General features: G+C 64.8%; 12 protein-coding genes. 9 read left to right on the forward strand and 3 right to left on the reverse strand.

Annotation, left to right across the window (positions count from 1 at the left end; genetic code table 11):
- The first annotated feature begins 69 nt into the window (after window positions 1-69).
- The 4 genes from IT472_RS11290 (at window position 70) to IT472_RS11305 (ending at window position 3,377) form a co-directional block, all read left to right on the forward strand.
- Window positions 70-534 carry a copper chaperone PCu(A)C gene (locus IT472_RS11290; RefSeq protein WP_297181618.1) on the forward strand — a complete coding sequence of 155 codons (465 nt, stop codon included), beginning with the start codon at window positions 70-72 and terminating at the stop codon, window positions 532-534.
- A gap of 438 nt (window positions 535-972) precedes the next feature.
- Window positions 973-1,344 (forward strand): BlaI/MecI/CopY family transcriptional regulator, encoded by a 372-nt coding sequence (locus IT472_RS11295; RefSeq protein WP_297181619.1) that lies wholly within the window; start codon window positions 973-975, stop codon window positions 1,342-1,344.
- Window positions 1,331-2,866, forward strand: coding sequence for a TonB family protein (locus IT472_RS11300; protein WP_297181621.1), 1,536 nt, complete (start codon window positions 1,331-1,333; stop codon window positions 2,864-2,866). Before IT472_RS11295 ends, IT472_RS11300 begins: the two co-directional genes overlap by 14 nt.
- A gap of 4 nt (window positions 2,867-2,870) precedes the next feature.
- Entirely contained in the window at window positions 2,871-3,377 is a 507-nt protein-coding gene (locus tag IT472_RS11305) for a TonB family protein (RefSeq protein WP_297181622.1), read from the forward strand.
- 139 nt (window positions 3,378-3,516) lie between these two features.
- Here the strand turns inward: IT472_RS11305 and IT472_RS11310 are convergent, their stop codons facing one another.
- Window positions 3,517-4,404 carry a S1/P1 nuclease gene (locus IT472_RS11310; RefSeq protein WP_297181624.1) on the reverse strand — a complete coding sequence of 296 codons (888 nt, stop codon included), beginning with the start codon at window positions 4,402-4,404 and terminating at the stop codon, window positions 3,517-3,519.
- Between the two features lie 86 nt (window positions 4,405-4,490).
- Between IT472_RS11310 and gap the strand changes: the two genes are divergently transcribed.
- Window positions 4,491-5,495 (forward strand): type I glyceraldehyde-3-phosphate dehydrogenase, encoded by a 1,005-nt coding sequence (gap, locus tag IT472_RS11315; RefSeq protein WP_297181625.1) that lies wholly within the window; start codon window positions 4,491-4,493, stop codon window positions 5,493-5,495.
- 54 nt (window positions 5,496-5,549) lie between these two features.
- Here gap and fdxA read toward each other — a convergent pair whose 3' ends face one another.
- Together fdxA and IT472_RS11325 are read right to left on the reverse strand one after the other, a co-directional pair.
- On the reverse strand, window positions 5,550-5,876 hold the full coding sequence (gene fdxA / locus IT472_RS11320) for a ferredoxin FdxA (RefSeq protein WP_297181626.1): 327 nt from the start codon (window positions 5,874-5,876) through the stop codon (window positions 5,550-5,552).
- A gap of 78 nt (window positions 5,877-5,954) precedes the next feature.
- On the reverse strand, window positions 5,955-6,374 hold the full coding sequence (locus IT472_RS11325) for a hypothetical protein (RefSeq protein ID WP_297181627.1): 420 nt from the start codon (window positions 6,372-6,374) through the stop codon (window positions 5,955-5,957).
- Between the two features lie 132 nt (window positions 6,375-6,506).
- Here IT472_RS11325 and IT472_RS11330 point away from each other — a divergent pair, with 132 nt between their 5' ends.
- The 4 genes from IT472_RS11330 to IT472_RS11345 form a co-directional block, all read left to right on the forward strand.
- The gene (locus tag IT472_RS11330; RefSeq protein ID WP_297181628.1) at window positions 6,507-8,165 is read left to right on the forward strand and encodes a sensor domain-containing diguanylate cyclase; all 1,659 of its coding nucleotides are present in this window, start codon (window positions 6,507-6,509) and stop codon (window positions 8,163-8,165) included.
- Window positions 8,166-8,234: 69 nt separating this feature from the next.
- Window positions 8,235-9,422, forward strand: coding sequence for a phosphoglycerate kinase (locus tag IT472_RS11335; protein ID WP_297181630.1), 1,188 nt, complete (start codon window positions 8,235-8,237; stop codon window positions 9,420-9,422).
- A gap of 19 nt (window positions 9,423-9,441) precedes the next feature.
- Window positions 9,442-11,466, forward strand: coding sequence for a DUF3857 domain-containing protein (locus IT472_RS11340; RefSeq protein ID WP_297181632.1), 2,025 nt, complete (start codon window positions 9,442-9,444; stop codon window positions 11,464-11,466).
- A partial coding sequence (locus tag IT472_RS11345; RefSeq protein WP_297181633.1) for a hypothetical protein occupies window positions 11,463-11,654 on the forward strand: 192 nt, incomplete at its 3' end. The genes IT472_RS11340 and IT472_RS11345, both read left to right, overlap by 4 nt.

The raw sequence follows: 11,654 nt of genomic DNA on the forward strand, positions 1-11,654 counted from the left end.
CAGCCGAGTGCGCCGCGTTCGCTGACGGTTGGGCTGCGTTGGATGTTGGGTTGTGACGAGGAATGCCTGATGCGAACGATTCGAACGTTGCTCGTGCTCTTGCTGCTGTCGATGGCGTGCGCCGTGCTTGCAGCGCCACGCGATGGCCTGCGCATCGAACAGGCGTGGGCGCGTGCTACCCCGGCGGTGGCTCCGGTGGCGGCCGGCTATCTCGTCGTGATCAACGACGGCGACACGCCCGATCGCCTGCTGCGCATCGACAGCACCATCGCGCAGCGGGTCGAGATGCATCAAACCCGCGATGAGGGTGGGGTGATGCGGATGCGCCCGATCGAAGGCGGCGCCGTCGTTCCCGCACGCGGGCGGTTGGTGTTTGCTCCCGGTGGCAACCACCTGATGCTGATCGGTCCGGCGCATCCGCTGGTCGCCGGTGAAACCTTCGAAGCGACGCTGGTGTTCGCGCATGCGGGATCACGCAAGGTGCGCTTCGAGGTGCGCGGCATGGATGGCGACGCACCCATGCACATGCATTGACTGCCGTGGCTTCGGGTGTGCACTGTCGTTTCAGGCCGAGCCGGATACCCTTGGTCGCGAATGTCCTCCGACATCGGCTTGTGGCCGATGTCTCCCCCTGTATTTCGCGACCAAGGGTATCTGGCTCGGCCTTCCGAAGCTTCCAGGTGTCTCAGGTTCAAGCAGGCGCCTGAAACTTCCTGATTCCCTGTACAACGCAGCCCGGTGTGGCCCGCAGGCCTTCGGAGCAAACTAACGGAGGAGGCATTCGCCACCAGCGAATGCCGGGGGACATTTGCGCCGAAGGCCTGCGGGTCACACCGGGCGTCCGACGCTTGCGGACGGCAGGTCCAGTGGCGGTCAGTCATTCCGGAAACAGGACCCGGACCGGAACTCCCCAGCACGCTTGACAAGTCAAATTACACATGTAATCTGAGGAAAAGATTACGGGTGTAAACAATGCAGATCAGCGAAGCCGAATCAGTGGTGATGGACGTGCTCTGGCAGCGCCATCCGCTGGGCGCGGACGAGGTGGTCAGTGCGCTGGCCAATGCGCAGGATTGGCAGGAAGCTACGATCAAGACGCTGCTCAACCGCCTGCTCAACAAGGGCGCGATCAGTGCACAGAAGGACGGGCGACGGTTTCTCTACAGCCCGGAGCTCAAGCGCGAGGACTGGGTGCAGGCTGAAAGCCGGGGCCTGCTTGACCGCCTGTTCGATGGCCGCGTCGCGCCACTGGTCGCGCATTTTTCCGAACAGCGAAAGCTCAGCCGCAAGGACATCGCCGAGTTGCGCAAACTGATCGAGGAGATCGACGATGGACAGCCGTGAAGCCTGGGCCTGGTTGATCGAAGCCTGCACTGCCAGCAGTTTCGCGATACTGCTGGCGCTCGCCTTGCGCCTGCCCCTGCGTCGGACCTTCGGCGCCGGAGTGGCATACGGCGTCTGGCTGCTGGTGCCGGCGGCGTTGTTGGCGACATTGTTGCCGGCGCGGGCGGTGTACCTGCCTGCCGCTATCATCGCCGCGCCTCTCTCCGCTTGGGCAGCGACGCCAATGCCAATGCCGATGGCGACGGACTGGACGTCGCTTTGGCTGGCCGTGTGGGCCGCTGGTGGCTTGGGCATGGGGCTGTGGCTATGGCGGCACCAGCTGCGCTTCGAGCAGGCGCTGGGCAAGCTTGAGGTGTTGGATGCGGGCAACAGCGTGGTGCGCGCGGAAAGCTGTGCGGGCCTGCCGGCACTGGTCGGCGTACTGCGCCCGCAGATCGTGCTGCCCGCCGATCACTCCAGTCGTTATGACAGCCAACAGCAGGCGCTGCTGCTGGCCCATGAGCAATGCCATCGGCAGGCAGGCGATGCGTGGGTCAATGCGTTGGTGGCGTTGCTGCGGGCCATGTTCTGGTGCAATCCGCTGGTGCATGTCGCCGCCGCGCGACTGCGCCACGACCAGGAACTCGCCTGCGATGCGCGGGTCCTCGCGACCCATCCCGATGCCCGTCGTCGTTACGCCGACACGATGCTCGATGCCGCCCTGTCGCTGCAGCCCATCCCCATGGGCTGTCACTGGGGCATGACCCACCCACTGAAGGAGAGAATCATGTTGTTGAATCGAGAACGTCCTGCACGCGGAAAGCGGATTGTGGGAATGGCCGTGTTGGGTATCGTCGCCGGTGCGACCGCGCTGGGTGTGTGGGCGGCGCAACCGCCGCGCGTCGAGTCGGTGACGGAGCCAGGCCAAGCCGAATCCACCACGCCTGGGCAGGTTGAATCCGCACAGGCGCGGCAGGCGCGCGAGCAGGCTCAACAGGCACGTGTGCAGGCGCAACAAGATCGTTTCCAAGCACAAACGGACCGCATCCAGTCACAACAGGATCGGGCACGAGCACAAGCGGACCGCGATCTGGCGCAACAGGCCAGGCTGGCGCAGCCGGGACCGCAGGGATATCCGCCTCCTCCGCCTCCACCGCCGCCTGCACCGGGTGCGCTGGTGGCACCGCCTCCGCCTCCACCGCGTGTCCGTTCGGCAGGTGAATCACCGGCGACGGCGATCCATCCACTGGCAGATCCAGTCTATCCTCGCGATGCCCTGAAAGCAGGTGTAGAAGGCATGGTCGTGATGGTGGTGGACGTGGGCGCAGATGGTCGTGTGACGAATGCCGTGGTGGATCGGTCCAGCGGTGACAGCCGTCTCGATGCCTCGGCGCTGGCGGCAGTGCGCGGGTGGATGTTCCGTCCCGAGATGAGCGCCGGCAAGCCGGTGGCGAGCCGGGTTCGCGTACCGATCCAATTTGCAGCGCACGATCCTGAGGCAACACCGCCGGCACCGGCACGGCCGGCGGCGAACGGAGGCTGAGGCCTTGCGCTCAGTTCGCAACGCCCTGCTGGCATGTGCGCTGCTCCCGGTGGCGATCACCGCCACCGGTTGCGCATCGCAGCCACCACCGTCAACCCCGGTGATGGGGTATGCAGCAGACGGCGCGGTGGGTGCGGAACGGGTGGATGACGATGCCTCGACCGTTCGCTACCAGCAGGCAGCGGGCAGCAGTTACCTCGACCCGGTGCCGTCGAAGGACAACAGCCTTCCGGTGTATCCGGCGGAACGACTGGATCGTCGCTTGCCGGCCGTGACCGTGGTTGTCCGGTTGATCATCGACGCCGCAGGCAAGGTGAGTGATGCCCGCATCCTCGACAATGCCGGTGATGAGCAGGGGTTCGCTGATGCCGTTGAGCACGCGGTACGAGTTTGGACTTTCCTGCCGTTGCAGCGCGTAACCGGCAGGCACGTGCATTCGCTGCCATTCACCGAGGACTACCAGTTCACCTTCCGACAAGACAACGGGCGTGCGGTGGTGGAACGCGAGTGATCCATCGTGGTCTTCAGGCAACGATTCCGGCGAAGAGCGTGGCCCCAAGGAGTGGTCCATTCATGCTGGCCGGCTGGCTCACCTCGGCTGGCGAGAACCACCAAGGCAACGCTGATTTGTCAGTGTTGCCCGAATGGGCTCAGTGGTTTCTTGGCGCGGCAGGCGATTCGCCACCCAGCGTCTTGTTCAGTAGGTCGGCAAGCCGGATCGCACCGATCTGGATACGCTGTTCGGCCAATGGACGCATTTGATCCAAGTAGTGGCTGGTCATCTTGTGTTTGTTGTCGGGCGGATACAGGCCCGGCTGTTCGGTCAGGCGACAGGATTCCTCGGCCCACTGCAGCGGAGCGTCTGACGCACGCGCTTCCGTGGCGGCCGTCGGAGACGGCGCTGCTTGCAGTGCCGCCACATAGGCATTCAGGTCGAGCTTGCGGTTGGCGAGGATGTAGAAATCCCAGACCGAATGCAGGTTGGTGCCCTGCACGCCGTCGACGTACTGCTTGAGCGCAAAGGCTTCCGGCTGGATGGTCGTGCGCAGGCTGATCTGGAACTGGTTGCCGCCGCGATCGGTGCGGCTGTTGGCGTGCAGCGGCTGGTGCAAGTCACCGACCAGGTGCACCACCCACTTGAGCGCGTCGCGACGTTCCGCCAGTGGCTTGCTGGGGTCGCCAAGGATCGCGGTTTCCCGTTCCAGCGCCACCACCGCGCAATTGCCGTCCGGGCAGTCGCGGGCGAGGTCGAAGTTGCAGCCACCCCCGGCCGCATTGATGTAATGCCAGCGCGAGGTGGCGCGGAAGTGTTCGGGGTCGGTCGTGCGCAGGTCATCAGCCCAGGTCGCCACGCCGGCGAGGGTCGGGGTCGGTTCGCCCTGGAGCAGCGTCGCGACTTCGGCCGCGGCCTTGGGATTGAGTTTGGCCTGGGCCAGCGCACCCACGAGCCGATGCCCGAGCGCCGACCATGCGAACGCGGCGACTGGGACGAGGGTGATCAGGGCCAGAGCGATGGCGATTTTGGGGCGTCTTGACATCGAGGATGGCCGGGAGGGATGAAACCGCTAAAATAGCGCGGATCGGACACGTTGTCCGGCGCGCAACCCTTTCAGGAGTCTTCGGGATGGCAATCAAGGTCGGCATCAATGGCTTCGGCCGCATCGGGCGCTGCGTGTTCCGCGCCGCGGTCGAGAATTTCGCGGGCGATATCGAAATCGTCGGCATCAATGATCTGCTGGAGCCGGACTATCTTGCCTACATGCTCAAGCATGACTCCGTGCATGGGCGTTTCAAGGGGAGTGTGAGTGTCGAGGATGGCGCGCTGGTGGTGAACGGCAAGCGCATCCGCCTGACCGCCGAGCGTGACCCGGCCAATTTGAAGTGGGATGCCGTGGGCGCCGACGTGGTGATCGAGTCCACCGGTCTGTTCCTGTCTGCCGATACTGCGCAGAAGCACATCGATGCAGGCGCGAAGAAGGTGTTGTTGTCGGCACCTTCGAAGGACGCAACGCCGATGTTCGTGTATGGGGTCAACCACGCCAAATACGCGGGCGAGGCAATCATTTCCAATGCCTCGTGCACCACCAACTGCCTCGCGCCGATCGCCAAGATCCTCAATGACAAATGGGGCATCAAGCGCGGCCTGATGACCACGGTGCACGCTGCCACCGCCACCCAGAAGACCGTCGATGGCCCGTCCAACAAGGACTGGCGCGGTGGCCGTGGCATCCTCGAGAACATCATCCCCTCCAGCACCGGCGCGGCCAAGGCGGTGGGCGTGGTGATCCCGGAACTCAACAAGAAGCTGACCGGCATGAGCTTCCGCGTGCCGACCTCGGACGTGTCGGTGGTCGATCTGACCGTCGAACTCGACAAGCCCGCCAGCTATGCCGAAATCTGCGCGGAAATGAAGGCGCAGTCGGAAGGCGCGTTCAAGGGCATCCTCGGTTACACCGAAGACAAGGTGGTGGCCACCGATTTCCGCGGCGATCCGCGCACCAGCATCTTCGACGCCGAGGCCGGCATCGCGATGGACGACACCTTCGTCAAGTTGGTGAGCTGGTACGACAACGAATGGGGCTACTCGAACAAGTGCCTGGAAATGGTCAAGGTGATGGCGGCGGGCTGATTGCCTGTCGGCTTCAACGAAAAAGCCCCGCTGGTCGGGGCTTTTTTGCGGGCTTCATTCGCGCCGCAGCAAGAACAGTTTGTCGGTCTTGCCGTCCCACTCGGCGGCATCCGGCAACGCGGGTTTCTTGTGGGTCAGCACCGGCCACAGCGGCGAGAGTTCGGCATTGATGCCGAGGAAATGTTCCTGTCCCGCGGGCACGTCATCCTCGGCGAAGATCGCGCCGACCGGGCATTCGGCCACGCACAGGGTGCAGTCGATGCAGCTTTCCGGGTCGATGACCAGGAAGTTGGGGCCTTCGTGAAAGCAGTCGACCGGGCACACTTCGACGCAGTCGGTGTGCTTGCAGTTGATGCAGTTTTCGGTGACGACGTGGGTCATGTCGTGGGGCTTCGCGGGCTTTCCATTATAAGCAGTGCGGCCATGGGATTCCCCGGGTGGGATGGGCGTGACCTGCGCTCAGGCGTAAAACATGAGTTTGGCGAGGATGACGATCCCCACCATCAGCGTCAGCACGAGGCGGTGGGTATGGCGGAAGCGGCAGGGATCCATGGTCCCGCGCAGTCCGGCGCGAATCGCGGTCACGAACACCCCAAGCACGCCGAAGGCCAGCAGCACCTTGAGCGAAAGCAGCCGGCCGAATGGGGTTCCCAGGCAGGTAAAGCCGCCGCAGCGGATATCGAACAGGGCAAAGCCACTGAGGAACAGCAGCGCCACCACCACCGGCATGAAGCGCCGGACCCGGGCCATGACTGCCGCCTCGATCTGCTCCATGGTGGCGTGGTCGAAACGGGCGTGGAACGACTCCAGGACGAGCACCTCGAAACACACCGCGCCGACGAAAATAATGGCGCAGGACAGGTGCAGCAGCAGGATCAACGGGTACCATGAGGCCATGGAGGCAGGATACGGCGCGCTTGAGGGGGCTGTCTGGTCCAGAATTGACTTGGGTCAATCGCAATGCATGGCGACGCCATGGCGTGAGGCAGCGGCATCGTGGCGGAGACGGGCGTGAACGCGGTCTGGAGCTTGCGCCGACGGCTTGGCCTCGGCTTGACCGTGGCTGCGTTGCTGCCGGCGATCCTGTTCGGTTCGGCGCTGCTTTGGGTGCAATGGCATCGCGACTACCAGAACCTGACCGCCTCGCTGGATGCCAGCGTTCGGCTCAACGCTGGCCTGATCGACGATTTCCTTGAATCCCAGCAAGCCGCCGTTCGGCTGTTGGCGGAAAACGTGTCCGAGGGCCCCGGTCAGGACGGGACCAAGCTGGCCAACCTGCTGCATGCGTATCCGGCCATGATCCGGATCCTGATGGTCGATGCCGAAGGGGATGTCGTTACCATCCACGATGCCCGTGGCCGTGAGTTGCCGAAGCTGTCCGGCCTGGGGTCGGGAGAGGAGTGGTTCACCACGGCCCGCGACCGTTTTCGTCCATACGTCACCAACGTCTACCACCGTCCAGCGTATGGATCGGAGGCCGTGGTCGGCGTGTCCGCACCGATCCTGAGCGGAAGAGAATTCAAGGGCGCCTTGTTGGCGGCGATCCCGGTCGAGAGCCTGATGCGGCAGAGTGCCGAGAGTGCGGCGCGTAGCCGATGGGACTTGCTGTTGGTCGATCGCGACAACCGGGTCATCTTCGCCAGCCATGGGCTGCGGTTTGACGTCCTGGGGGATGCCGGGGACACCGGGAGGGCATTGGGTCGGGTTGCCGCCACCGCGGACCGTCCGACCCGGGAGTTGGAGTTGAGTGGGTTGCTGAAGGACGATGCACCGGCGCTGGTCGAGGCTGTGCGCATGCGCAATGGTTGGATGCTGGCGTTGATCGCCCCGCGCCAACAGTTGCTTGCCCCGCTGTATTCGAGAGCCGTGCTGCTTGCCGCCCTGCTGGCGGTGACCCTGCTGTGCGCGATGGCCGTGCTTGGCCTGCAGTGGCGCATCTTGGGACGCAGCATCGACGCATTGTTGCAGGGCTTGCGTGGCTATGTGCTCGGAGGGCAGATCAATGCGCGAGGGCTGAGCCGGCTGCCGGGTGAACTGAAGCCACTGGCGCACGGGATCGAGGAACTTGGCGTGCGCATGAACACGGCCTTTGCCCAGGTCCAGCAGGTGCTGGGCGAGCGCGAGCAGGTGATCGCCGAGCGCACCGAATCTCTCAACCAGGCGGTGTCGGAACTCAGCCTGCAAAGCCGGACCGACGCCTTGACCGGCACCTTGAACTACCGTGGCTTCCGCGAAGCCTGCGATCAGGTCTGGGATGATCCTGACAGCCAGCCATTGGCGGTGCTGGCGCTCGATATCGACCATTTCAAGCGTTACAACGATCTCTACGGCCATGCGGAAGGCGACGTTGCCCTGCGCCGTTTTGCCGGTGCGGTGCGCAGCGCCCTGTTCCGCTCTGGCGACGTGCTGGCTAGGCCGGGGGGCGAGGAATTCTCTGTCTTGATGCCCGACTGCTCGCTGCGGCAGGCGATGCAGGCTGCCAATCGGGTGTGTGCGCGGGTGCGTGAGGCCGATATTTCGCACGACGATACCCCGGGCGGACGAATGACGGTCAGTATCGGGGTGGCGGCTCGAGAGCAGGGCGATGCCGATGTCGATGCCCTGCTCAAGCGCGCCGACGAAGCCCTGTACCGGGCCAAGAGCGGCGGCCGCAACCAGGTCAGCGCCTGAGGATGGATTTGCAGCAACGCGGCATCAACGCGACAATGCGCGCCCTGGTCTGACTGTGATCCCTGACGCATGACCCTCCTGCGCATGACCGACCTCGACCTTGCCGGCAAGCGGGTCCTGATCCGGCAAGATCTCAACGTTCCGATCGACGAGCACGGACGCATTACGTCCGAGCAGCGCATCCTGGCCTCGCTGCCGACCTTGCACCTGGCGCTGGACAAGGGCGCGGCGGTGCTGGTGACCTCGCACCTCGGCCGACCGAAGGAAGGCGCGTGGAGCGCGGCCGACTCGCTGGCTCCGGTGGCGGCGAAACTGGCGGAGCTGCTGGGCCGCGAGGTGCCACTGGTGAAGGATTGGGTCGAGGGCGTCACCGTCGCGCCCGGGCAGATCGTGTTGCTGGAGAATTGCCGCATGAACGTCGGCGAGAAGGCCGACGACGAAGCACTGGCGCGGAAGTACGCCGCCCTGTGCGATGTGTTCGTGATGGATGCCTTCGGCACCGCGCACCGCGCACAGGCCTCGACCCATGGCGTGATCCGGTTCGCGCCGGTCGCCTGTGGGGGCCCGCTGCTGATGGCCGAACTCGACGCGCTTGACAAGGCGCTGGCCAACCCGGCGCGGCCGCTGCTGGCGATCGTCGCCGGCAGCAAGGTGTCGACCAAGCTCGAGTTGCTGGGTAGCCTGGTCGACAAGGTCGACCAACTGATCGTCGGTGGCGGCATTGCCAACACCTTCATCGCCGCGCAGGGCCACGCCGTCGGCACCTCGCTGGTGGAAATGGACCTGATCGACACCGCCAAGCAGATCCAGGCCGCCGCGCAGGCGCGGGGTGCCGAGATCCCGCTGCCGGTCGACGTGGTGGTGGCCCCGGCCTTCGCCGCCGATGCACCCGCCACCGTCAAGCCGGTGGATGCGGTGGGTGAAGGCGACATGATCCTCGACATCGGCCCGCACACCGCGAACCGCTATGCCGAAATGATCGCCAAGGCCGGCACCGTGGTCTGGAATGGCCCGGTCGGGGTGTTCGAATTTGACGCCTTCGCCGCCGGCACCGCGGCGGTGGCGCATGCAATCGCGGCGTCGCCCGCATTTTCCATCGCCGGAGGCGGCGACACCCTCGCTGCAGTGGACAAGTTCGGGATTGCCGATGAGGTCTCCTACATCTCCACCGGCGGCGGCGCTTTCCTTGAATTCCTCGAAGGCAAGGCCTTGCCAGCGGTGGTTGCCCTGCAAGCCCGTGCTTCACTGGACGGATGACGGAACACCGAGGAGCACCATGCGTTTCATTCTTGCCTTGTTTGCCTGCCTGTTGGCGCTGGGCCCTGCACGGGCCGAAGACTTCAGCAACGGGGGATTCAGCTTCAGTACCGGCCCGGCGCCAGCCTTCGTCGTGGAGCGGGCCCCACAGACCACGTGGCCTGCGGATGCCCCCGGCACCAATGATGGCCAGTGGCGGTACTGGCGTTTTGACCGTCAGGTCGACCGGCGTCCGGGCCAGGACATTGCATACACCGATTACATCTACGAACCGCGGTCGCAGGGCAATGTCGGCGAGGCCGGGCGTTTCGACGTCCAGTTCAATCCCGAATACCAGAAACTGGTCCTGCACCGGGTTGAACTGTTCCGCAATGGGCATTGGCAATCGCGCTTGAAGCCGGGTGAGATCACCATCGCCCGCCGCGAGCAGCAATTCGAACAGGAAATCTCCGACGGCACCGTGACTGCGCTGATCGTCATCGAGGATGTGCGTGTCGGCGACGTGATCCGGATCAGCTTCAGCGTCATCGGCAGCAATCCGATCCTCGCCGGTCAGACATCGGAACAGACTCGGCTTTCGATTGGCCACCCGATCCTTGATCTGCGCCTGCGCACGCTGTACCCGCCGGGCACTGCAATCCGCGTGCATCGCGAGAACGGTGCGCCGGAGCCCGCCATCACCAACACCGCGGCGGCGACCCAGGTTGAGATCGCCGCGAGCCGGATCGACCGGTTGCAGGATGAGGGTGATTACCCGGTCTGGTACCAACCCCACCCACTGGTGCAGTTCGCGCCCCGACGCACGTGGACAGACGTGGTGGCCTGGGCGCTGCCGCTGTACCCGGATCGCGGTACGGTGACGTTGCCTGATGACCTGGAACTGCGCATCACCCAGTGGAAGCAGTTGCCGACAGCGGGGGCAAAGCTGAAGGCGGCACTTCGCGCGGTGCAGGACGAAGTGCGCTACTTCGGCGTGGAAACCGGAACCAGTTCGCACCGCCCACGCGAGCCGGCATTGGTGTGGCAGCGGCATTACGGCGATTGCAAGGACAAGGCGTGGCTGCTCGTCACCCTGCTGGGCCGTTTGGGCATTCAGGCCGTCCCCGCGCTGGTGGACACCGAACGCGGTCGCGCCGTGGGCAACTACGCTCCGGCTGCCGACTTGTTCAACCACGTGATCGTGCGCGCAGTGGTGGATGGTGGCACGGTGTTCGTCGATCCCACCCTGCGCCTGCAGGGGGGGACGCCACAGCAAGGCGACCTGTCGAGTTACGGCAACGTGCTGCCGGTGATCGCCGGGCAGGAAGGCACGGAGGCGATCCTTCCTCCGAAGCAGGTGGCCACCGGGATCGAGACACATGAACACTTCTCGGCCGAAGGCGACAAGGTGCGGCTGACAGTGCAGACCGAATACCGCGGCATGTATGCGGACCGAGAGCGGCAACGGCTGGACCAGGAGCGGATCGAGGATCGTGCACGCCGCTACCGCGAGTACTATGGCAAGCGGTACGGCACGGTGGACTCCTCGAACCCGTTGGCGGTCGAGGATGACCGGGACAACAACCTGATTACGATCCGTGAATCGTATCTGCTTGCCTCGCCGTGGAAGGCGGATGGCAGCATGCGGACGCTGGGTGTCGATGCTGGCGCAGTGGATGGTGTGTCCACCCTGCCGGCTCGCACCGAGCGCCAGGGACCGCTGGATTTCGCGATACCCGGGCGCTATCTCGATGAAGTGACGGTGAGTGCGCCCAACGGTTGGATTGCGCGATTCGAGCAGGAAGAAAAGCGCGTGGATGGGGTGGCATTCAGCTACCGGCGTGTGCTTGATCCGGAGGCTGGGCGGGTCAGGTTGGTTTCCGAAATGACCGTTTCGGCGCGTGAAGTGGGTCAATCCGAAGTGCCAGCCCACTTGGCCGCATTGCGCCAGGTGCGCGACACGCTGCACACCGGTTTCGTGTATCGGGCCCCTGCGAGCGTGGATGCCGCCCGCCGTGAAGAGCGGTTGCAGAACCTGTTGCGCGACGTGATGGAGGATCATTGAGATGTCCCACATCCTCAGAATCTCGACCCTGTTGCTGGCGCTGGCGGCTGCGCTTCCGCTCGCGGCCCAAGCCCAAGCCCAAGCCCAAGCCCAAGCCCAAGCCCAAGCCCAAGCCCAAGCCCAAGCCCAAGCCCAAGCCCAAGCCCAAGCCCAAGCCCAAGCCCAAGCCCAAGCCCAAGCCCAAGCCC

It is taken from the genome of Thermomonas sp., from assembly GCF_020850895.1.
Taxonomy (GTDB): domain Bacteria; phylum Pseudomonadota; class Gammaproteobacteria; order Xanthomonadales; family Xanthomonadaceae; genus Thermomonas.